This window comes from Thalassotalea profundi (assembly GCF_014653195.1).
GTDB lineage: Bacteria > Pseudomonadota > Gammaproteobacteria > Enterobacterales > Alteromonadaceae > Thalassotalea_B > Thalassotalea_B profundi.
The window spans coordinates 184,742-208,765 of sequence record NZ_BNAH01000006.1; the positions used below are offsets into that span (position 1 = coordinate 184,742).

Below are 24,024 nucleotides of genomic sequence, written 5' to 3' on the forward strand. Positions count from 1 at the left end.
CTTACATTAATATTTTTGATTCTTTTTTAAGAATGATTAAGCTTTGATGAACGCCATAGGTAATAAAGTGTAGGTAGGATCAGTAGCGTTAAAATAACGGCACTTACCATTCCTCCAACCATTGGGGCTGCAATTCGACTCATTACTTCTGACCCCGTTCCCGTACTGTATAAAATAGGTAATAAGCCAATAATTACTGTACCTGCAGTCATCATTACGGGGCGCACTCTCTTACCTGCACCATGTAATATCACTTGTAAAAGTTCGTCCTTAGTGACGATACTGTTATTTATTTGATGCCTTTTTAGCATTTCTTGATACGCTTGGTTTAGATAAACTAACATGATCACACCTATTTCAACTGCCACCCCCGCAAGGGCTATAAACCCAACGCCTACGGCAACCGAAAAGTTAAACCCTTCGATGTACATCAGCCAAATACTACCAATCATTGCAAAAGGTAGGGTTCCCATGATCATGGCAACTTCAGTGATATTTTTAAAATTTAAATATAATAAAATAATAATAATAAATAAGGTGAGAGGTATCACATATGTGAGCTTAGTTTTAGCCCGCTGCATATATTCATATTGTCCTGCCCACGTTATTGAATAACCAGTAGGAAGTTCTAGTTTTTTTGTTAATGCTTTCTGAGCTGAACTCATGTATGTGCCAATATCAATATTATCTATATCTATCAGTACCCAACCATTTAAACGTGCATTTTCTGATTTTATCGCTGGGGGACCATCTTCAATATATATATGAGCAACGTCACCTAATGAAATATGTTGTCCATTTGGCGTAACAATGGGTAATAATAGTAGTTGTTCCGGCGAGTCACGGTGATCTTGTGGGTAACGTAAATTTACAGGATAGCGTTCTAGTCCTTCAACCGTTTGAGCTACATTCATTCCCCCAATGGCTGTGGCGACCACCTGTTGTATCTCTGTAATATTTAATCCGTAGCGGGCGGCTTTAATTCGTTGAATATCAACTTTGATATACCGACCACCAGCAACTCGCTCAGAATAAACAGAAGTGGTGCCTTTAACATTGGCTAGAATACCTTCAATCTGTTTACCAAGGTCTTCAATAGTATCAAGTTTAGGTCCTGAAACTTTCAAGCCTATAGGTGTTTTTATGCCAGTCGCTAACATATCAATGCGCGTTTTAATTGGCATCACCCAAGCGTTGGTTACTCCTGGAAGTTTTACTAAATGATCTAGCTCTTTTTTTAAACTTTCAGAGGTTATTCCTTCACGCCATTGCTTTTGTGGCTTGAGTTGAATAAATGTTTCTATCATTGTGAGTGGCGCAGGATCTGTAGCTGTTTCAGCTCTACCTATTTTGCCAAAAACAGTGCCTACTTCAGGTAATGTTTTAATTAATTTATTCGTTTGTTGTAATAATTGTCGTGCTTGTCCTATCGATATTCCGGGATAGGTAGTGGGCATATACATTAAATCCCCTTCATCGAGTGAAGGTATAAATTCGCTACCAATTTTATCTAATGGATAAAATCCAATAAGTAGTAATACCAATGCTGCTACTAGCGTAGATTTAGGGAAATGTAGTGCAGCTTTTAGCGCGGGAAAATAAATAATCGTTAAAAATTTATTAACAGGGTTTTTATGTTCGGGTAATACTTTTCCACGAATAAAATAACCCATCAAAACGGGGACTAAAGTAATCGCTAATGCAGCAGAAGCGGCCATAGCATAGGTTTTGGTAAAAGCTAAGGGAGCAAACATGCGTCCTTCTTGTGCTTCTAACGTAAACACTGGAATAAAACTTACCGTAATTATGAGTAAACTGAAAAATAATGCGGGGCCCACTTCACTGGTCGATTCAATAACTAATTGCCAACGATTCTCATTGGTAATGGGTTTTCCTTGGTCATTAAGTCGCTCCATATGTTTGTGCATGTTCTCTATCATTACTATCGCACCATCAATCATCGCGCCAATGGCAATAGCAATACCACCTAAAGACATAATATTGGCATTTAGCCCTTGAAGGTGCATAACAATGAATGCGGTTAATATACCCACAGGCAAGCTGATTATCGCTACTAATGAAGAACGCACATGAAATAAGAAAAGAACACATACGAGTGCCACAACCCCTAATTCTTCTAATAATTTATAACTTAAATTATCAACGGCACGTTCAATGAGGGCAGATCGGTCATAAACAGGAACAATTTCAACGCCATCAGGCAAACCTTTTTTAAGTTGCTCAAGCTTTTCTTTTACTCTAATTATAACTTGTTGCGCATTTTCACCGAAGCGCATAACCACAATCCCGCCAACGGTTTCACCTTCTCCGTTAAGTTCTGCAATCCCCCTACGCATTTGTGGGCCAATAGCAATTTCCGCAACATCCTTTAACAATAATGGAGTGCCATTTTCATCAACACCTAGCGGAATGCTTTCTAGGTCACTAACATCTTTTATATAACCTGTTGTAGTTACCATATATTCAGCTTCAGCCATTTCAATTACGGATGCCCCAATCTCTTGATTGCCTTGCTCAATTGCTGTTTGGATAAGGGAAAGAGGTATGTTAAAGGCGCGTAATTTATTAGGATCCACTTGAACTTGGTATTGTTTAACCATACCGCCGAGTGCTGCCACTTCTGACACTCCAGTAACCGTTTGAAGTTCATATTTTAAAAACCAATCTTGTAGGCTTCGTAATTGTGCGAGATCGTGCTGACCTGTTTTATCAACTAAGGCATATAAATATACCCAGCCAACACCCGTTGCATCGGGACCAAGTTGTGGTTTTGCTTCGGTAGGTAAATTAGGCGCTACTTGGCTTAAATATTCCAGCACGCGTGATCGTGCCCAATACAAATCAGTATCTTCATCAAAGATAACGTAAACATAAGAGTCTCCAAAAAAAGAAAAACCTCTTACAGTCTCGGCACCAGGTACTGATAACATTGCGGTAGTTAAAGGGTAAGTCACTTGGTCTTCAACTACTTGTGGTGCTTGCCCTGGGTAATTTGTTTTGATGATAACTTGCACATCTGATAAATCTGGCAGTGCATCAATTGGCGTTTTATTAACTGAATATAAGCCTGCCGCCACTAATATAAATGTTGCGAGTAAAATGAAAAAACGATTGCCAACCGACCAACGAATAATAGAAGTAATCATAATTAGCTCCTTTATGGGTGGTTTGAATGATCAGTGGTTGCTTTTTCACTAGAGGAAGCATCTACTGGTATTTCTTTATGGGGTAAGGGGAGCTTATATATTTCAGTAATAACAAAAGTGTTACCTCTGACTTCAAAAGTAAAGCTCACATTATCGCCTTGTTTAAATCCAACTAAGCTAATATGGTTTGCACTAGTAAAATCTACGGTTGCAGGAGGTCTATTCCACTTTTCGATAGCAGAACGACTGATATTTATCATTCCGTGATCGGCCATTAAATAATTCACAGTACCAGTAGCGCTGGCTGAAGAATATGTTGAAGAAACAGTATTTACATTATTAATACTTTCGTGATGTGAATGAAACATATCAATAGTATCTTTGTTATTAGAGTTGCTATGGTCCATGCGTTGAAAGTCAGATGATTTGCTTGATTCTGAATCAAGTAAAAAATGGGCAGAGCTGACAATTTCATCATTCTCATTAAGTCCCGATAAAATTTCGACATGTGTTTTGTCAAATCGACCAACTTTTACTTCGATCGACTTAAAGTGGCCTTTACCTAATACTAAAACAACACGGTCTTGCCTCCCTGTTCTAATGAGTGCTTCCTTCGGAATAACTAAGGCACTTTCTTCGTCAGTCGTTTGGATTGTAATTTTTGCCAGCATGTTTGGTTTCAGCTCACCATTTTTATTATCAAACGCTAATCGAGCGATTGCGGTACGGCTATTTGCGTTTAACATAGGGTGGATGTGTGAAATTTTGCCATGCCATTCTTTATTGGGTAGGTAGTCTAATGTCATCAACACATCGTTACCCATGGATAGTTTATGTGATTGGCGTTCAAAAACTTCAGCTTTTACCCAAACTGAGGTTAAATCGACAATAGATAAAATTGTGGTTTCAGGTTTAACAAAAAAACCTTCGCGAATATTTAAATTTTCAATAACACCGCTTTGAGGAGCCAAAAAAGTGATTCGTTGTTGAATTTCTCGTGTTTCTTTCAACTGAGTAATGCTTTTCTTGGGGATATGTAAGGAGATTAGGCGACTTTTAGCGGCATTAATTAATTGATTGTTGTTACGCTCGAGTGCTAACAAAAACTCCTCTTGTGCGTTAACTAATTCTGGTGAATATATTTCATATAAAGGCTCTCCTTTTGTTACCGATTCACCATTAGCTTTTACATGAAGCTTTTCAATCCAACCTTCAACTCTAGAGTGAATATGAATAAGCTTGTTTTCATTATAGGTAACATAGCCTAATGAGTTAATTTCGGTGCTTAATGGTTTCTGTGTTACTTTCGTTGTGCGAACACCTAAATTATTTACTACATCGGGTGAAATATGAACATTGCCGTTACCTTCATCAATATCGTTTTTGTTTTGTTTATAGATGGGTATTAAATCCATTCCCATTGGCGATTTACCTGGCTTATCTCTTTTGTAATTAGGGTCCATAGGTGCAACCCAATATAATGGTGCATCTTCAGTGGATAAGGCCTGCTTCTCTTGAATCTTTTGAGGTAGAAGAAATAGTTTAAAAATGCTCAAGGTAAGAATACTACCTAAAAGAACACCTAAAATTATCGCAATTTTAGCTCTATTTTTTTGAACAAAGTTACTATTTTCCATTAGGGCGCTCCCCAAATTTTTGCATTTTTTTACTGTTAGAATAAGTTAGAAAGTTCATTGTGTTTTTGTTATTTTTACCTGCAAATAGATAATTTAATTCTAGGTGTAGCTTTTGTTTTTCAACGGTAAGCATTAAGTGATCAATTTCAGCATTTAATACCGCAATATGGGCACGAATTACGGCTGTGAAGCCGCCATCATTATTGGAATATGCATTGAGCGATACTTTTGCTTGGTCAATTACTTGGGGAAGCAACTTAGCCTGATATAATTCTTGCCTGTTTTTAATATGATGCAGCCTGCCTTTGGCACTTGAAAAAGCCCCTACTAGTTGTCTGATAAGTAATGTTTTTTCAGTTTTAATTGCCTCAGTGAGGTAAATAGCAGATTGTACTTCTTTGTCCTGTTTATTTTCTGTAAAAATAGGAAGATCAAAGGTGACGCCCAATGAAAATAAATCTGCCCTACTATTTCCCATTGGATCATCTTGTCGGTAACCATAACTTGCGCTGATTCCCCATTCGGGTTTATATTTCTGCTGGGCTAATTCAATCCCTTTTTTAGTCGCATTAACCTTTTTATCAATAGCAATAATGGCTGGATGATTAGAAAAATACTGAACTAAATTTTCAGCTTGATCATTGTTTTGTAATAGCACTGATTTAGGAATTGTTAGTGCTATTTCAGGCAATGTTTGACTCAATGTTATATTGAATAAGTTGTTACTCTGTGAGGTTTCATTTAATGAATCTTCAGCTATCCATTGTAATAACTTGCCTTCAATATTGCTTCTTTCTTGCTGCAACTGCACTAAACGTTCTTCGATGCGTGTTAGTTCTATCTGAGCACTAATAATATCTTGCTGCTGAGTGTTGGCTAATACAGATGAGTAGGCTGACTCTGTAATTTGTACTAATTGTTGAAACAGTGTTTTATTTTTTTCAACTAGGCTGATACTTTTTTGTATGTTGTATGCATCTAACCATAGGCTGCCAACGGTTAACGCGATTTTAGCCTCTCTTTCTTGTCGTTGAAATGGAAAGGTTTCACTTTGAATACTAAGTTGCTGACGTTTAATTGATAAAGAGTCACCGCGGGGAAATACCTGTGCAATACCAACTTTGACTTGGGTCATTCCTTCTTGTGCCAAGTCATAACCGTTAGTTGGTAAATTAGCTAAACTAATGGTTATTTTAGGATCAGGTAAAGTATTTGTAGCAACACTCATGGACTCTGTAGCACGTTGCTGGTGTATATTACCAGTAAGCCAAGGGTCATTTTGTTGCGCTAGTTTTATCGCTCTAGAGAAAGATAGCGCAGGTTGTTCTTTTGCAATAACAGAAAAACATAAAAATAAAATAACGCTCATACATAGCGTCATACGACATTTTCCGAAAAACATAATCCCTCCAAAGGGATGTTAATTTATTAACTACCAGGGTAAAAAGTGTAATAAGTGAAGATAATGTCCGAAAATTGGACACATTTATCCTGTATTTAACTAAATATTGGAGGCCTATAGAGAGAAGATAATTGCTGTTTAAGTAATGAATTAAGCAGGTATTGAATTTTAGATGAATTATTTGAAAGAGCGCTACTTTCGATGTCTTTAATCAAGGCCACAGCATTGGTAGAACAGCTACCTGTATAGCAGTCGCATGAATGATTGCAACAGTCTGTAGATAGGGTTTCATCTGAATCAGCAAACATTTCATCATTGTTTGTAGTATGGTTAGCATGATTCATTTGAGTCATGGCTTCAGCTTGTTCTAAGTCGCTTATAACTACTGAATTCATCCCTTGCATACTTAACATATGATATGACATTGCAGTCGATGCCATTGTCTGACCAATAAAGGTCAAACACAACAGTACTAGCATGAATGTTTTAGGGAAGTTTAAAAGCACAAGTAACCATAATTTTTAATAACTATTCCCTATGATACGCTTGCTAACATATTTTTCAATAAATATAAGACTTGGGCGCTAGGGGATTACTAGAAAAGTTGAAATATGTTTATTTTTAAAATATCACTTGGTATAAGTGATATGCTTTGTAAATAATAAAACATCATTACATTATTGGTAAAAAATAATACATGAACACCATTGGATTATTCGGTTACGGCCTTGCCGCTGTCGGCTACTTACTTTTTGCTTTTTTGCTTTTCGCAGCCCGTAATAAAACGGTTTTAGCTAAATGGATTTTAATTTCAGCATTAGTAACTGTTTGTGCTAATGCTGTCGCTGCATTTCAAATTGAATTGGGCTTTAGTCTCCAGTTTGTAATGTTAGTAGATAGCGTCAAAATAGCTTGCTGGTCGGTACTTATTCTATTATGCAATGTTGAATTTCGCTCATTTAAGTCATTAATAAAAAATAAATATATCCAGCAATATTTAGGTATTTGGATAATGTTGGTGTTATCGAGTTGGTTGGCGACCCGCACTTTTAATTATTCTTACGAATATCTATTTTTATTATTTATCGTGCTTAATTTATGGTCATTAGTGCTATTAGAGCAATTGTTTAGAAGTGCAAATGAGCAAATTCGTTGGGCTATTTGGCCGTTAATTATTGCCATTGCCAGCGTATCGGTATTTGACTTTGTGTTATACGCACAGGCAACTATGGTGGCGAGTATAGATTTCCAGTTTTGGTATAGTCGAGGTTTTATCGCCGCAGTGGTGTTGCCGCTGTTATTGGTTAGTACCCGGCGTATTCGTAACGGTTCAGTACGTATTTTTGTTTCCCGAAATGTAGTTTTCTATAGCTCAATGCTGATGATTGCGGGGCTGTATTTATTAGTTATGGCCATAGCGGGCTATTTAATTAATTATTTTGGCGGTAAGTGGGGAGATGTTGTTAGTATCGGCTTTTTGGTGTTAAGCGGCATAGTGTTGGTAGCCCTGCTTATTACTGAGTCCTTACGTCGAAATGTCAAAGTGTTTATTGCAAAAAACTTCTTTGCTAACAAGTATGAATATCGTGATGAATGGCTTAATTTAATTGAAAAAATTGAAACCAGTACCGCTGGTGATTATTACCAAATGGCAACACAAATTATGATGTCGACGTTAAAAACCTCAAGCGGCGCTATCATACGTAAAATCACAGATAATCAATTTAATACGCTACTTAGTATCGATCTTGACATAACTAAAGAGGTGAAACAGCAACTAGGAAGTATTAGTCGCTTTTGTCAATCTAAAGGTTGGATTGTTGATATGGAGGAATATCAACGTACGCCAACCCTGTACCCTAATTTATCGATAGATGCCAAACTTTGTATTCAAAGTAATATTCGTATTGTTATCCCAATCTTTATTGGCAAAGCGTTTTATGGTTTTTTTCTGTTAGGGGATAGCAAAGAAATTGGCCGTTTAAATTGGGAAGATCGCGATTTATTTTTTGCTATTTCAAAACAACTAGGTAACTTTGTATCATTACATGAAGCGAATGATAAATTAGCTGAATCTAAGCAGTTTGATGCTTTTAACCGAATGTCGGCTTTTTTAGTGCATGACTTGAAAAATGTGCAGGCACAATTAGGTTTAATCAACAAAAATGCAGAGAAACATCGAGATAATCCTGAATTTATTGATGATGTTTTTGAAACGGTTGAATCAGCAACGGAGCGATTAGAGAAAGTATTATCGCAATTACGCAATAAACAAGTAGCTCAGTCAAAATCAGCGCTGATAGATGTTAGTACAATAGTAGAAAAAGTTGTACAGCAAAGGAATATTAAAAAACCACTGGTAACTATCACCCAGATAAGTAGTTGTAGTATGGCAATAGATGGAGACACTCTGCATTCTGTGCTTAATCATCTAATTCAAAACGCGCAAGAAGCGACAAACCCAGATGGATGGGTTAAAGTATCTTTAGTACATGAAGATAAAGACATTATTATTGAAATTAGTGATAATGGCTGTGGAATGTCACCAGAGTTTATAAAAAACCGACTGTTTAAACCTTTTGATACCACAAAAGGAAATGCAGGCATGGGGATCGGTGTTTTTGAGGCAAAACAATTTATTGAAAGTATTGCAGGCTTGCTGAGTGTTGATAGCGAAGTGGGTAAAGGCTCGACTTTTCAAATTGAACTGCCAATAAATCCCGTATTTGAATGATATATTTTTAAGGGTTTGTAATGGAAAAGTTGTTGATCATAGATGATGATAAAGGGATTCAAAAGCAGCTTAAGTGGAGTTTGTCTGATTACGAAGTGATACTCGCAGACGATAGAGAAAGTGCAGTTGCAGCAGTAAGACGCCATGAACCTAAAGTCATTACTTTAGATTTAGGACTTCCACCGGATGAAACGAATGCTTCAGAAGGCTTAGCTGCACTAGATGAAATACTAGCGATAGCGCCTCATACAAAAATAATAGTGATCACAGGTAATGATGACCGTAGTAATGCGTTAAAGGCAGTTAATGCTGGTGCATACGATTTCTATCAAAAACCAATAGATTCTGATGTTATTAACGTGATTGTCGCTCGTGCCTTTTCTTTAGCGACTATAGAAGAAGAAAATCGCAGAATGCGTGCTGTTGCCGGTAGCGATATAGGTATTATTGGTAATAGCGAAAGTATTGATCGTTTACGCATGATGATTAAGCGTATTGCTCCTACTGAGATCACAGCGCTAATTCTAGGTGAAAGTGGTACAGGTAAAGAAGTAACGGCAAATGCCGTACATCTTGCAAGTGACCGTAAAAAAGCCCCATTTATAGCCATTAACTGTGCCTCTATTCCTGAAACCTTATTAGAAAGTGAATTATTTGGTTTTGAAAAAGGCGCGTTTACAGGAGCTCACCGTACAACTAAGGGTAAAATTGAATGTGCTGAAGGTGGAACACTGTTTCTTGATGAAATTGGTGATATGCCTTTTAGCTTGCAAGCTAAATTATTACGCTTTTTACAAGAAAAGAAAATTGAACGCTTAGGTGGTCGCCAAGAAATTTCGGTTGATGTACGTGTGGTTTGTGCAACTAACCAAAACTTAGAAGAAATGGTGGCAGAAAAAACCTTTAGAGAAGATTTATTTTATCGTGTCAGTGAGATCACTTTAAATATTCCACCATTAAGAGATCGCGAAGAAGATGTGCTAATACTTGCACAATACTTTTTACAGCGTTATGCGCTTGATTATAAACGTAATATAAAAGGTTTTTCTGATGATGCTTTAAGCGCTATTAAAAATCATCGTTGGCCAGGTAATATTCGAGAATTACAAAATAAAGTCAAAAGCTCTGTTATTATGGCACCAGGAACACAAGTAACAGCAATGGATTTAGGCTTTTTTGATCATATAGATCAAAGCTTAGAGTTATCATTAAACTTACGTCAAGTACGTGAAGAAGCCGAATCAATTGCTATACAAAAAGCCTACGCATTGGCCGATGGTAATATGTCAAAAGCGGCTGAATTATTAGGTGTTGCACGTCCTACATTATATTCGTTAATTGAAAAGTACGAATTACCGATTAATGTAGAGTAATAGGAATACTGATTGCTGTTAAATATCAGTTTGTAGGCCTAAAGACCGGCCTACATCTATTTACTCAGAATCAATATTTTGCTCAGCATAAAGTCGGCTTTTATGTTTAAGTAATTTATCAACATAACGCGCCATTTTAACTTTTTGTTTTATTGAAGTTTCTAAAATATCTTCAACTTCTCTTAAGACATCTTTGATGTGCTGTACATTTTCAGTGGAGTTAACTACTACTTGGCTGTTTGGTTCATTGTTTTCTAAGGTCGAGTTATTTAATGAGCCAGTTAATTCAACTTCCATTTCTTCTGCAACGCTATTAATTGCTTCAATAGAAATTTGGTCAAGCTCTTCTAGAAAGCCAAATAATAATATCCTATCAACAAAAATATTAATTTTTCGGGGAACACCAAGAGTCTTCTCGTGGATAACTTCAAAAGCACTATCGGAAAAAAGGTTATCTTTAATACAGCCAGCTTGGTTTAAGCGATAATTAATGTACTCTTTCACTTCCTCAACAGAAAGAGGTTTTAAGTGAGCAGAAGCGATTATACGTTGTCTAAATTGTTCCATATCAGGGGCTTGAATAATCGGTTTTAATTCTTCTTGCCCTAATAAAAAGCTCTGAATCAATGGCTTATTATCTAGTTGAAAATTAGATAACATTCTTAGTTCTTCTACTGTTTCAGCAGGTAAGTTTTGTGCCTCATCAACAATAAGTAATGCGCGTTTACCCTGTTTATGTAGTTTAATTAAAAAGTCTTCAATAACTTGGAGTAGTTCAGCTTTACTATCTCCGTTTGTTTTAATATTAAATTCTGAAGCTACTAACGCTAATAATTCTTGAGGATTAAGTTTAGTGGTAACAAGTTGTGCGGCAACAATACTATTGTCTGCAATATTGTTTAATAAGTTACGTGCTATTGTGGTTTTACCTGTACCTATAGGGCCAGTAACCACGATAAATCCTTCACCTTGGTCTAACCCATATTGTAAATATGACATGGCACGCTGATGGTGATTCGAGGCAAAAAAGAAACGGGGATCAGGGCTTAATTGAAAAGGTTTTTCCTTAAAACCATAATAGCTTTCGTACATCTAATTAAAATCCTTTGGTTACTTTAAACGAAATGCGATTCTCATCATAATTTAGGTACAGTTGCTCGGATTCTCTATTTACAGTGCTGATGCTAAAAGTTGCATTTAATTGTTTATTTAATTCTCTATTATAATCTAATGAGGCTTGAAGATAGCGGTTTGATCTATCAATGGTTAAATTAGATTCAAACTCTTGATCTGTATAAGAAAGTGTTAATTTAAGTGTAGATCTAGGTCCAAGCTCTCGACTTGCATTAAAATTAGCCGACTTTGTAGTATCAATTAAATTAGTTTCTAAATTTTCTCGCTCATTCCCATTTAAACTTATAGAAAATGTTGTTCGTGATAAAGATAAAGTACTAGACCAATTTAATGATTTATTTAAAGAAAGACCATAATCTTCTACTAATTCAAAATCATAAATAGGAAGAATTCTAATATCTGTAGGGTCAATATTTTGATCATTAGATAAGTAACATTCGTCTAAATTATTAATTTCACCCGTTGGACATAAATAAGTGCCTTGAAGCACTGCTTCAAAGTTATTACGAGTAAAGGTTTGAACAGCCTCATTATAACTTATAGTATTTGTTAGGCGTTTATTTTCGTGACTCAACGCTAGTTGATAACTGTCACCGTAGAAACGTTGAGAATAACTTGCAACTAGTTTAGTGCGCTGTGTTGGTTGCCAACTTAGTGAATAATCAAGGTAGTTATCTTGTACTTCACCGTCAATATTAAGTTCGTCGCCGATTGGTTTGTTATATGAAATGTCTAAATATAGGCGCGGAGTCGCTAACCAACGGATCCCTAAACCAACTGAGTTTGATTCAAGTGATCTTTGTCCTAAACTTGCTCCTTCATTATTTTCATCGTAATAACGTAAAAAAGGATTAAAACCAACACCAGAGACCCAACCAAATTTTACTTCTGCTTGATAAAAAGTACTTTCTCTAGCGTTATTTTCTTGATCTTGATAAGAGCCTGAAATATTCCAAAAAATATTTCTTGCACTCTTGCCGTTATTGCTTTCTATTGAGGCAACGTACCCTTCTCGTTCACCAATATTATCTTCACTTTCAGTTATTTGATATTGAACAGAGCTGTTTATAGTAAAGTCACTATTGACAACGTTATAGGCTAAACCAGAGCTATAGTTTTCAATTTGAACAGTATTACCACTCACTATATCAGCAAGACCATTTCTTGCTGAGTTTCTGCTCTGATTGGAAATCCCTGCACTGGCAGTAAAGGTGATACCATTAGGCCATAACATGTAACTAAACTGGCTATCTAAGGTATGAAAATCTTTATCGATTTCATGATCATGAGTATACATAGCGTAGGTGCTAGATGAATTGAAATCAAATGATAAATATTGCGCTTTATAATTCGTATTTAACGCCAAACCTATCTGGCTAACCAAACTATCAACTTTATTGGTTTTGGTTAGCTCAACATTATCGCTATATATTTCATCCACGAAAATATCGGGTGAAAATTGCCATTCACCTGCTAAAGTTATTTGCGGTATTACGCTTAACAGCGAAAGTACCGTTAGTGATTTAATTCGCACCGTATCCATAGCCATAGTAGCCATACATATCCTTATGAGATCTAATTGCTTTATTGACAACTAAGCCTAAGGCTAAGTCTTCACTAAGGTTTTCAGTCGCTTTTTGAATATCTGCTAATTGTGTTTTCGACTCTTCTACTACTAATAATGCTTGCCCCATAAAGCTTGATAGTACCAGAGTTTCAGAAACCCCTATTAATGGTGGGCAATCGAAAATAACCACACGATCAGGATATCGTTGAGCTAATTCTTCAGCCAATGCGTGCATTTTATCACTTGCTAATAATTCATTAGACAAATGATGAGGTTTACCCGCAGGAATAATTTTAAGCTTATCAATATTTGTATTGTAGATACACTCGCCAATGTCTTGGTTTTCACCTAATAAGTATTCGATTAATCCTGGCATTTCATCAAGACCAAGTTCACGGTTAACACTAGGTCTTAAGACATCTGCATCTATTAAAAGTACTGTTTTGTCTTGCTCTAGTGCAATACTTAGGGCTAAATTAATAGAAACAAAGGTTTTACCTTCATTAGGCTTTGAACTGCTCACCATAATTAAATTTGGATGTTTTAATGTTTTAGCCGCAGCACCAAATGCATTCCCCAATAACTTACGCTTAATTTGGCGAAATTCGTCTTTAATACTTTTTCTTGTGCCGTTATCGACTAAGTAGCCTCTAGATTCAAGTTCATCTTTATCAATAGTAATAAACGTGTTGTTACTGTGTTCTTTTGTGGTTGATGAAGATGATTCTTTTAAGACTTCTTTCGTATGAACATCCGCTTGGGTTTCTGGCGAATCATTGCTGGTATTTTCTACTGGTTTACTTTCATCAATAGAGTTCTTTAATTTGTCTTTTTGCTTTTGTAGCGCTTTTTCAATTGTACTCATTAGTTACACTATCCTTCTAATTAGCGCTTGAATGGCGTCAGGAAATAAGAAATACGCAATTAACGCGGATAATATTGATAACAATAACATGTTAGAAAAAATAAATATCTGAGTTTTTCTTTTATGCCATTTTTGTAAGCCAAGGTTGTCGGCGGCAGAAACAATACCAAAGACAGGAATACCGGTAACTTGTGATACTTGACGGCTAGAGGTAACTACTGGATTAATTTGACTTACAAATAGAGATAAACCCGTGCCGACACCTAAACCTGCAATAAGAACAGCTATAAAAAATAATATTCGCTTAGGCCCTGATGGTTTAGTTGGCGCTTTTGGGGGATCAATAATTCTAAAATTAATTTTATTCGTTGATTCATCTGCTTGCTTTGCTATTTGAGCGGTTTCTTTGCGAGATAATAGTTGTTCATATTGCTCTTTGGTAATATCGTAATCTCTATTAAGGGCAGTTAATTCAGCTTCAATTTCAGGAAGAATATGAATTTTACTCTCTAATTCAGTGACTTGCTGCTGATAACTATTCGCTCTTACGGTAGCCGAAGCGATTTGATTCTCTAGCTGATTAATTTGAATCATTATCCCTTGAGTTACCGGGTTTTGAGATAAGTTATAGCTACCACTTCCATTTTCAGACGAATTTAAGAAGTCTTCAATTTCCTTTTCTCGTTGCTTGGTTAAAAGCGCTAAGCGGTTTTTAACTTCAACAACATCAGGATGTTTTTCAGTGTAGCGTAGTAGTAAGTTATCTAAGGCGGCTTCTAGCTCTTCAATTCTTGAATCAAAGGTTGTTTGAATTGTATTTTCACCAACAATATTATTTTGTGCTTGGCTCGCTTCATCACCCTTCTTTGGAAGTTGAGCTCGTGCGGACTCTAGTTGAGTTTTAGTTTCTAATATACTTAGTTCAATTGCCTTTAATTGCTCTTTTGCAATGGTTAATTTTTGATAATAGCCACCATACTGGTTAGGTAATACGCCACTGTATTTTTGTTTGAAATCAGTTAGTTTAGCTTCAGAAGCTGTTAGTCTATTTTCGTATTCTTTAATTTGAGAATCTAAAAAGCGCTGTGCTGAGTCTGAATCACTTCGGCTTTCACCTAACATGCTCTCAATAAATACTGTTAATACAGATTGAACGACATTTTTAGCTACTTCTGGGTTTTGATGTTCATAAGTGATCTTAAAAATATTTTGATTTCGACCACCAATTTTATCAATTTTAATTTCATCTTTAAGATCGGTAATTAATTCTTCATATTGAACAGGGGTATTAACGGTAACATCAAGGTCTGTCATACGTGAAATACGTTCAAGATTATCTCTGCTTAATAAGGTTCTGACCATTAATTCAATTTGTTTTTCAGTATCAGTACTTACTGTTATGCCTTTTAATAAAGGCCCTAAAATCGACTGAGTATCAGCGAAAACGGTAGCTTCTGATTCATAAACATCATCTAGTTGAGCGACCACATACCAACCTATTGGACAGATTAACCAGGTCGCTATTATTAAATAGCGACGCTTAATCCAAATTCCTTTTAGGTAATCTACTATCTGTTCAATTATTTCTTGCATTCCTGACCTCTATTACAGGGAAATATTAACTAAAAACGTTTTTACTTAAAACCATGTTTCAGGAATTACAATAATATCGCCGGGTAATACGTCTACATTTGCAGCAATGTCACCATTTTTGAGTAAGTCTTCTATATAAATGTCGTACTGCTTTTGTGTTCCACCTTCAATGCGTACTAGTCTTGCATCATTACCATCGGCAAATTCAGTTAACCCACCAACACTGATCATTACATCAAGTAAGGTCATATTTTGTACATAACTAATTGATTGAGGTTGAGCGGCTTCGCCAATAACACGAACTTGCTCACTAAATGGACCAACAAAATTATTAACAGTAACCGTTACAACGGGCTCTCTTAAATACGTACCGAGAATTTTTTCAATTTCTCGGGCCAATTCTGTAGGGGTTTTACCTGATACCGGTATGTCTTCAACTAACGAAGTAGTGATCATTCCATCTGGACGAACAACGAATGTGCCTGAAACCTCAGGATTTCGCCAAACAAAAATGTTTACGGAATCGCCAGCACCTATTAGGTATTTATATGAACTTACGTCAACCGTAGTTGATTTGTGTAATGAGGCAGGAGGGAGTGTATTAGCACTACAGCCGACCAAAACATAGCCAATGGCTAAAAATACGAACGCTTTCAGCTTGTTAATCATACGAATTTCCATGGTTGTGACCTTCTTTATTACGACGGTTTTTATATTAAGCTACCAGATTGTATTTGATTTTTACAACTGATGCACATTATTTAATATCTGTAAAAAAGCTGTTAAAATTGCTAGCATAGCATTACACTTCTTTATTATGAAAGTATTAACTATTTTAGTACTTTAAAATTAGATAACCGTTAACACTTAGCAAATAAATTACTCAGGGATTGTAGCTCTATTTATGTCTAGTCCAAAGTTTCGAGATCTATCTTCAGGTAGTAAATCTCTGGTATTAGTTGAGTTGGTATTTTTTGCCAGCGCTTTATTACTTACTGTATATTTAAATCAATTCTTTCTTTTTGTCGAACCTATAAAGTTACCGCATAACTTTATTTTTATCTATGCCATTATTTTTGCATTTGTTGTGCAATTATCTTCATTAGCTTTAGGTTTGTACAATTCTAAACTACGTGAAAGCTTTCGTGGAATTGTAAGGCGCCTTTTAGTATCTGTGGCTATCGGCTTTTTTATTGTAAGTTTAATTAACCCTTTTTTTGGTTCTAATTCATTACCTATTGAATTACTGGCGATAGCCTCTGTAATTACCTTAGTCATAGCGTCAACCTTTCGATATATCATTTATCAAGTTGATTTCTTTGGCTTAAATAAACGCAAAGTATTAGTTTTAGGTGCAGGACAACGTGCTTCTATTATTGAAAGACGTATGCGCCGAGATGTGGATAGGCAAGGCTTTTCAATGCATGGTTTTGTGGTGATGGAAGGTGATGGAGATGGCGGGATAGTTAACGAAAATAGAATAACACTAGATACTTCATTAGTTAGTTATGCGCTAGAACATGAAATTGATGAAATTGTTGTTGCCAGTGACGAACGTAGAAATAATTTACCGGTAGATGAATTATTTGCGTGTAAAATTCGTGGTGTAGAGGTCACTGAGATTCTTGATTTTATTGAGCGTGAAACCGGTCAAATTGCTGTTAACTTAATTTATCCGAGCTGGGTTATCTATTCAAATGGATTTGCCTCTGCTAACCACCTACGTAATACCTTAGATTGGGTATTTAATGCTGGCATCGCATTCTTTTTGTTCCTGATTACTTGGCCTGTAATGCTAATCACGGTTATTCTGATCAAACTTGATGAGGGAATGAAAGCACCTGTTTTTTATTATCAAGAGCGCGTTGGGTTAGACGGTCAAGCATTTCGTATTATCAAGTTTCGTAGTATGCGAATAGATGCTGAAAAAAATGGTGCGCAAATGGCTTCAGAAAATGATGACCGTACGACTAAAATAGGTAAATTTATTCGAAAATATCGCGTCGATGAATTACCACAAATATATAATGTAATGCGTGGTGATATGGGGTTTGTTGGCCCGCGCCCAGAGCGTCCTGAATTTGTTCAGCAGCTAATTAAAAATATTCCATACTACAATGAACGACACAATGTGAAGCCAGGCTTAACTGGCTGGGCGCAATTAAAGTACCCTTATGGTGCGACAGAAGAAGACTCATTAGAAAAACTAAAATATGACTTGTACTACATTAAACACCGTAGTTTCATGTTAGATTTGTTAATCTTAATTAGAACGGTTGAAATAGTCTTGTTTGGTAAAGGTCGATAACACCTTAACTATTGGTAACAAATTAGTCAGTTGGAAAGGAACAAATATTGAAGGTTTTACATATTTTAGAGTATTCAAGGCCTAATATCAGTGGGTATTCGTTGAGGTCAGATGCAATAATTCGGCATCAAAGGAAAATAGGGATTGAAACTCAGCAACTTACCAGTCAAAGGTATCAAGACTATACTGAATTGCAAGAAGACGTTGAAGGGGTTACTTATCAACGAACTCAAGCATCTACGTCGTTCTTAAGTAAAATTCCTTTTGTCAATTATTTGCATCATATTAATTATTTAGCGAAAAGAATTGAGCAAGCTGTAGTTGCTGATAAGCCCGATGTCATTCAAACTCACTCCCCTATGTTTAATGCATTGGCAGCAATTAAAGTCGGTAAAAAATATAATATTCCTGTTGCTTATGAAGTGCGTGCGTTATGGGAAGATGCCGCAGTTGATACCGGAAAAACTAAAGAAGGTTCCCTGAAATATAAAATAATTAAAGCAATAGAGCAGCATGCATTTGAAAAGGCAGATGCCGTTAGTTGTATTTGCCAGGGCTTAAAACAAGATTTAATCAAACGAGGCATACCAGAAAACAAGCTTTATGTAACACCTAATGCAGTAGATATTAATAATTTTCAACCTTTGTACCAACGTGATTCTGAACTAGAACAGGCATTAAATTTATCAGGTAAGAAAGTACTCGCTTTTATTGGTACATTTTTCAAATATGAAGGCTTACATTACGCTATAGAAGCGATGAGTGAAATCGTTAAAACGAGATCAGATATTCACCTTTTATTAGTTGGTGCAGGCAATGAGTTTGATAATCTAAAGAGGCAGGTTGAAGAGCACAATTTGCAAAACTTTGTAACCTTTGTCGGGCGAGTTCCGTTTGAAGAAGTGAATCGTTACTATAGTTTGGCAGACCTATTAGTATTTCCGAGAGAGAGTATCCGTTTGACCGAACTGGTAACTCCATTAAAGCCTTTAGAATCTATGGCGCAATATAAACCGGTAATAGCATCAGATATTGGTGGTCATAAAGAATTAATTAAAGACGGTCAAACAGGTTTTTTATTTCCTGCTGACAATGCATTGGCATTAGCCGCTAAAGTACTTGAGATCATTGATGATACTGACTTGCTTACCGAAATAAGTGAGAAAGGCTTAACATTTGTTCGAGAAGAGCGGAATTGGTTAAATACGGCAAAGCAGTACTTACCTGTTTATGAAAGGCTTGCTTAGTATATGCTTGCTACGCAAAAGCCCATTCTTATTATTACAAATTTGTATCCAGTGCCTTGGGGGCCAAATAGAGCCAGTTTTAATAAACAACAGTTTGATTTAATAGAAAAGCAGAGGCCAGTAAAGATAATTATTTTACTTGCATGGAAAGAGTGGTTTAGCCATAGAAAAGAATGTATTGGTACTAATAACATTAAATATTGTCCTTATTTTTACATTCCAAAGGTAGGACGTCGTCTAGTTCCTTTATTTCAATTTGTTTCGTTATGTTTTTTAATTCCGTGGATCAGGCAGCAAAAGGCAACTGTGTTGATGGCATCTTGGGGCTTTCCAGACGCAATTGCGGCATCGATGGTCAATAAATTTTTACAGTTACCTTTTTTTGTTAAAGTTCATGGCACAGACGTTAATGAAAATGTTAAGTATAGTGCTCGCTCTAGCTTAATGAAAAAATGGTTAAATAAAGCGAAACGAATTTTCTGTGCAAGTAATGCTCTTGCTAGTGAACTTAGCAGCCAAGGTATCGAAAAAGAGATATTAGTCGTTAATTATAATGGCGTTAACCCGAAACTATTTTATCCTCTGGTGAGTAAACCTAAGTGTCAATCGTTTGTATTTGTGGGGAGTTTAATTCCAACGAAAGGGGTAAACGAATTATTATCTGCGTTCATGATTTGTCATGAAAAATTACCTGATTTAACTTTAGATATTTTGGGCGAAGGCCCCATGAAAAATGTGCTAATAGATAAAATAAAAGCTAATAATTTACAGCATGTTATTAAATTACATGGCTCAGTACCTTTACCTACGGTGGCAGACTATATCCGTTCGGCTAGTGCGTTAGTGCTACCCAGCTATCGAGAAGGAGTACCTAATGTACTGCTTGAGTCATTTGCTTGCGGCACACCTGTTATTGCAACGTGTGTAGGTGGTATACCAGAGGTAGTTAATGAAGATGTTGGTATTTTAGTTGAAGATAAAAATAGCGAGCAACTAGCAAATGCAATGTTAGAAGCGTTAAATAAAAACTGGTGTAATGAAAAAATATTATCGCACGCAGCGCAGTTCGACTGGCATAAAAATGTGCAACGAGTAATGGACGAAATAAATATACAGTGAAATATTTAAAGAGTGACTTGAAGCAAAAGCAGCAAGTACTAATTAATGAAGGCTATAACGTATCTATGCTAAGGGTACTTTTAAGTGATGGTACTTCTGCAAATGTATTTTATCGATTAACCCATTGGTTAATTACTTATAAGTTATCACCTTTTGCGATTATTACCTTATGGCTAAACCGGGTAATTAATGGTTGTGTAATTGGTGCCGCAGCAAAATTTGATTTGGGTTTTGTTATTATGCATCCAGTTGGTGTCGTTATTAATTCAAAAGTGCGCGGCGGACAAAATATTATTGTTGAAAGTGGTGTGGTTATAGGTGATGAAAAAGGTCAAGCGCCCGTGTTAGGTGATAATATATTTATTGGTGCAGGGGCAAAAATTATTGGTGGTATAAAAGTGGGTAGTAATGTAAAAATAGGCGCTAATGCTGTTGTCGTAAAAGATATCCCTGATAATGTTACTGTTGTTGGTATACCTGCCAAAATTATCAGCAAAAATGTTGAAGATACAAGTGTGAAAGGCGAAGGTGTAAAAGAATGCTAATTATTTTTTGGATATCATTAACTCTATTAGTGTATTCCTACTTTATTTACCCCTTATTTTTGAAAATATTTGTATCTCCCAAAGTAATTAAACTACAAACATTAAATGAATACCCAAGCGTAGATATTATTATCGCCGCATATAATGAAGAATCGTGTATTAAAGCACGAATCGAAAATGCATTAGCGCAAAAGTACCAAGGGGAATTAAATATACTGGTTGCCTCTGATGGCAGTAAAGATAACACGGGTGAAATAATTACTAGTTTTACAGACCCTAGAGTTAAAGCGATAAACTTTCCAGAAAATAGAGGAAAAATATCTGTATTAAATGATCTTATTTCACAATCAAATGCAGAATACTTAGTACTAACTGATGCCAATACTGAATTTAAAGAAGATGCCGTTGATATTTTAATACGTAGTTTTGACAATAATGTAGGTGCGGTCTCTGGAGAATTAATTTTAGAAACAGATGACGGTAATCAAAATCAAGATGGTTTATATTGGCAGTATGAACAATTTTTGAAAAAATATGAATCAGCACTAGGTGGGCTATTAGGTGCAAATGGTGCTATATACGCAATAAAACGTGAATTATACATTCCGCTATCAAAAGACACTGTAGTAGATGACTTTTGTATTGTTATGAACATTAAAAAGCAAGGTTATCAAGTGCTTTACAATGAGTTAGCCGTAGCAACAGAAGAAATCGCCCCTTCACTAAAAGAAGAATTTGGCCGTCGAGTGAGAATAGGTATTGGCAATTATAAAGCGTTTATGGTGAATTTATGGGCATTATCTCCTTTTAAAGGTTGGTTCAGTATCTGTTATTGGTCACATAAAGTTTTGCGCTGGTTTGCACCTCATTTAATGTTAATTATTTTGTTATCTAATTTATTTTTAATTAATTCAGCTCCCTATTTATTATTATTTATTGGGCAAATATTGTTTTATGGTATTGGCTTTTATGGCCAGCGTAAAATTGATTCGGGAGAAAAAGTAAATGGCATTGTTGCAATTATTAGCTTCTTTTTATCAATGAATATTGCACTAGGACAAGGCTTCTTTAAGTTTTTAAAAGGGCATAAAAGTGGTGGTTGGCAACGAACGGCCCGCTCAGGAGACACAAAATAATGAATTTCATTCTATTATTGTTGATTTTTTCCGCGCTTACTTTTTGGTTTGTGCTAAAAAAGAAAAATATGGATATTTGGTTTTTCTCATACCTAAAAAATGTCATAAGTCGGCCTAAAATAAAAGAGCCTGTTCATATTATGTTTTGTTTTGCAGATCATTTTGAACCACAGTGGAAAAATAGAGATAATATAGACTTAGAACGAGAGCGAGTAGACCGATGGTTCAAAGACTACCCTGCTATGGCTGAGCAGCATAAAGATGCAGATGGCCACATGCCCAAGCATTGTTTCTTCTATCCTGAAGAAGAATATAGATATGAGCATTTAGCCAAACTGTCTGATATGTGTTATCGAGGATTTGGTGAAATTGAAATTCATCTTCATCATGATAATGACACCCCTGAAAACTTTACGAAAGTGATGACTAATTTTGCGAATACGTTGCATAATGACCATGGAGCTTTGCCTGTAAATCCAGAAACAGGGCAAATTATGTATGCTTTTATTCATGGTAACTGGTCGTTAGATAATTCATTACCCAATGGCTATATGTGTGGCATAAACAATGAAATTGCGTTACTAAAACAAACAGGATGTTATGTTGATATGACATTGCCGTCAGCACCTAGCCCCGCACAAACAAAAAAAGTGAATTCAATCTATTATGCGACAGGAATTCCCGGAGGCTGTAAAGCACATAACACTGGTGTCGATGTTGAAGTGGGTAAGGCAGCGTCAGGCGATTTAATGTTAATACAAGGCCCGCTAGGAGTTGCTTTAAAATGGCGTACGCCAAAAGGTTTACCTAGAATAGAGAACTCGGATGTGCGAAATACAATGCCACCATTAAAGTCAAGGGTTGATCAGTGGGTTGACTCGCACATTCATGTAAAAGGCCGACCTGAGTGGCTATTTATTAAAGTGCATACTCACGGTACACAAGAAGACAGTATGGAAACATTATTAGGTAAGCCTCGTCACGAAATGCATAACTATCTAGAAACAAAATACAATGATGGTGAAAATTATATACTTCATTATGTTTCAGCAAGAGAAATGTATAACATTGTAAAAGCAGCTGAAGCAGGTGAAAGTGGGAATCCGAATTTATATAGAGACTTCGTTTTGCCTAAACCATCGTTTAAACCTTTGTAGTGAGATAAGAAGTGTTTTTTCAACTTCGCCAAGGCCTTAGTAAATTTCTGTCATTAACGGGAGGAATTAACTATTTTTGGCAAAAGCTACCAAACGGTGTTTATGCCTTTAATTATCATCGGATAGGTGATAAAGAAAAAAACCCTTTTGATCGGGCTATTTTTTCATGTACGCAGAATGCCTTTGAACAACAAGTGATAGAGCTAAAAAAACACTTCAAAATTATTAATACAGTAGAGCTTTCAAAACTAATAGCGCATGGTGAAATTGTGAATGATCGTTTTGCAGTAATTACGTTTGACGATGGCTATCTAGATAATTTTACTGAAGCTTTACCGGTTCTTAAAAAACATAAAATACCTGCAGTTTTTTATTTAACAACAGAGTTGCTCGAATCTCGCCAAATAACTTGGTGGGATGAAATTGCCTATTTATTGAGAAAGGCACATGGTATGAAATACCAGCTACCGAACGGCACTTTAGAATATACTCTTGAAAAAGATAATATAGACAAAATTATTCAACGAATAATGTCTGAAATAAAACAAACAAAGAATTTATCTGTATTAACTGCACTACAAGATATTAGATCAAAGTTCCCTGAAGCTAGAACAAAGCTTTTAGCCGAAAATCATGAGTTGTTCATGGGGTGGGAACATGCTGAAGAACTACTAAAGCAAGGGATGGAGATAGGCTCTCATACACTCACTCATCCTATACTTACACAGCTTGAAGACGAGCAACACAGAAAAGAGATTGTTGAATCAAAAGCAATACTAGAAAAAAGGTTGAACTGCACCATTAATTCAATAGCGTACCCTGTTGGTCGCTATTATTGCTATGACCACAATACATTTGAATACACTGCTGAAGCAGGCTATAAAATTGGCTTTAATAATGAGCCTGGTTATCATCGTAGTATTGGTAATGCACTTGATATAAATCGCTTTTGTGTATCAACTAACGATCTCAATTATTTGAAATATGAGTGTTGCTTTACATAACGTCAAGTTTAACCAGATAAGTTTTTAGGAAAATAT

General features: G+C 35.9%; 18 protein-coding genes. 9 read left to right on the plus strand and 9 right to left on the minus strand.

Features of this window, described 5'->3' with window-relative positions; genetic code table 11:
- Positions 1–26: 26 nt before the first annotated feature.
- The 4 genes from IE155_RS09340 to IE155_RS09355 all read right to left on the minus strand — a co-directional run bounded on the left by IE155_RS09340 (position 27) and on the right by IE155_RS09355 (position 6,685).
- Positions 27–3,167 (minus strand): efflux RND transporter permease subunit, encoded by a 3,141-nt coding sequence (locus IE155_RS09340; protein WP_189377978.1) that lies wholly within the window; start codon positions 3,165–3,167, stop codon positions 27–29.
- Between the two features lie 11 nt (positions 3,168–3,178).
- Positions 3,179–4,804 carry an efflux RND transporter periplasmic adaptor subunit gene (locus IE155_RS09345; protein ID WP_189377979.1) on the minus strand — a complete coding sequence of 542 codons (1,626 nt, stop codon included), beginning with the start codon at positions 4,802–4,804 and terminating at the stop codon, positions 3,179–3,181.
- Positions 4,794–6,206 (minus strand): TolC family protein, encoded by a 1,413-nt coding sequence (locus IE155_RS09350; RefSeq protein ID WP_189377980.1) that lies wholly within the window; start codon positions 6,204–6,206, stop codon positions 4,794–4,796. Before IE155_RS09350 ends, IE155_RS09345 begins: the two co-directional genes overlap by 11 nt.
- A gap of 95 nt (positions 6,207–6,301) precedes the next feature.
- On the minus strand, positions 6,302–6,685 hold the full coding sequence (locus IE155_RS09355; protein ID WP_268245249.1) for a CopL family metal-binding regulatory protein: 384 nt from the start codon (positions 6,683–6,685) through the stop codon (positions 6,302–6,304).
- 218 nt (positions 6,686–6,903) lie between these two features.
- Between IE155_RS09355 and prsK the strand changes: the two genes are divergently transcribed.
- Both prsK and prsR read left to right on the plus strand, forming a co-directional pair.
- The gene (gene prsK, locus IE155_RS09360) at positions 6,904–8,940 is read left to right on the plus strand and encodes an XrtA/PEP-CTERM system histidine kinase PrsK (RefSeq protein ID WP_189377982.1); all 2,037 of its coding nucleotides are present in this window, start codon (positions 6,904–6,906) and stop codon (positions 8,938–8,940) included.
- Between the two features lie 20 nt (positions 8,941–8,960).
- On the plus strand, positions 8,961–10,313 hold the full coding sequence (prsR, locus tag IE155_RS09365) for a PEP-CTERM-box response regulator transcription factor (RefSeq protein ID WP_189377983.1): 1,353 nt from the start codon (positions 8,961–8,963) through the stop codon (positions 10,311–10,313).
- A 60-nt stretch (positions 10,314–10,373) separates the two neighbouring features.
- On the opposite strand, the gene IE155_RS09370 is transcribed toward prsR, so the two are convergent.
- The 5 genes from IE155_RS09370 to IE155_RS09390 are packed head-to-tail and all read right to left on the minus strand — an operon-like array spanning position 10,374 to position 16,153.
- Positions 10,374–11,405 carry an XrtA/PEP-CTERM system-associated ATPase gene (locus IE155_RS09370; protein ID WP_189377984.1) on the minus strand — a complete coding sequence of 344 codons (1,032 nt, stop codon included), beginning with the start codon at positions 11,403–11,405 and terminating at the stop codon, positions 10,374–10,376.
- A gap of 4 nt (positions 11,406–11,409) precedes the next feature.
- A complete protein-coding gene (locus tag IE155_RS09375) occupies positions 11,410–13,005 on the minus strand; it encodes a TIGR03016 family PEP-CTERM system-associated outer membrane protein (RefSeq protein WP_189377985.1) in 1,596 nt (531 codons plus the stop codon).
- The gene (locus IE155_RS09380; RefSeq protein WP_189377986.1) at positions 12,971–13,879 is read right to left on the minus strand and encodes an XrtA-associated tyrosine autokinase; all 909 of its coding nucleotides are present in this window, start codon (positions 13,877–13,879) and stop codon (positions 12,971–12,973) included. Before IE155_RS09380 ends, IE155_RS09375 begins: the two co-directional genes overlap by 35 nt.
- Before the next feature lie 3 nt (positions 13,880–13,882).
- Positions 13,883–15,472, minus strand: a complete 1,590-nt coding sequence (locus IE155_RS09385) for an XrtA system polysaccharide chain length determinant (protein WP_189377987.1) — start codon at positions 15,470–15,472, stop codon at positions 13,883–13,885.
- A 45-nt stretch (positions 15,473–15,517) separates the two neighbouring features.
- Positions 15,518–16,153 carry an XrtA/PEP-CTERM system exopolysaccharide export protein gene (locus IE155_RS09390; RefSeq protein ID WP_189377988.1) on the minus strand — a complete coding sequence of 212 codons (636 nt, stop codon included), beginning with the start codon at positions 16,151–16,153 and terminating at the stop codon, positions 15,518–15,520.
- Positions 16,154–16,376: 223 nt separating this feature from the next.
- Here IE155_RS09390 and IE155_RS09395 point away from each other — a divergent pair, with 223 nt between their 5' ends.
- The 7 genes from IE155_RS09395 to IE155_RS09425 are packed head-to-tail and all read left to right on the plus strand — an operon-like array spanning position 16,377 to position 23,988.
- Positions 16,377–17,780, plus strand: a complete 1,404-nt coding sequence (locus tag IE155_RS09395) for a TIGR03013 family XrtA/PEP-CTERM system glycosyltransferase (protein ID WP_189377989.1) — start codon at positions 16,377–16,379, stop codon at positions 17,778–17,780.
- Between the two features lie 47 nt (positions 17,781–17,827).
- Positions 17,828–19,027 carry a TIGR04063 family PEP-CTERM/XrtA system glycosyltransferase gene (locus IE155_RS09400; protein ID WP_189377990.1) on the plus strand — a complete coding sequence of 400 codons (1,200 nt, stop codon included), beginning with the start codon at positions 17,828–17,830 and terminating at the stop codon, positions 19,025–19,027.
- 3 nt (positions 19,028–19,030) lie between these two features.
- A complete protein-coding gene (locus IE155_RS09405) occupies positions 19,031–20,146 on the plus strand; it encodes a glycosyltransferase (RefSeq protein ID WP_189377991.1) in 1,116 nt (371 codons plus the stop codon).
- A gap of 17 nt (positions 20,147–20,163) precedes the next feature.
- Positions 20,164–20,691 carry a serine O-acetyltransferase gene (locus tag IE155_RS18095; protein ID WP_308433825.1) on the plus strand — a complete coding sequence of 176 codons (528 nt, stop codon included), beginning with the start codon at positions 20,164–20,166 and terminating at the stop codon, positions 20,689–20,691.
- Complete coding sequence (locus tag IE155_RS09415; protein WP_189377992.1) at positions 20,685–21,827, plus strand: glycosyltransferase family 2 protein; 1,143 nt, start codon at positions 20,685–20,687, stop codon at positions 21,825–21,827. Before IE155_RS18095 ends, IE155_RS09415 begins: the two co-directional genes overlap by 7 nt.
- Positions 21,827–22,984, plus strand: a complete 1,158-nt coding sequence (locus IE155_RS09420; protein WP_189377993.1) for a hypothetical protein — start codon at positions 21,827–21,829, stop codon at positions 22,982–22,984. Before IE155_RS09415 ends, IE155_RS09420 begins: the two co-directional genes overlap by 1 nt.
- Positions 22,985–22,995: 11 nt before the next feature.
- The gene (locus IE155_RS09425) at positions 22,996–23,988 is read left to right on the plus strand and encodes a polysaccharide deacetylase family protein (protein WP_189377994.1); all 993 of its coding nucleotides are present in this window, start codon (positions 22,996–22,998) and stop codon (positions 23,986–23,988) included.
- Positions 23,989–24,024 lie beyond the last annotated feature (36 nt).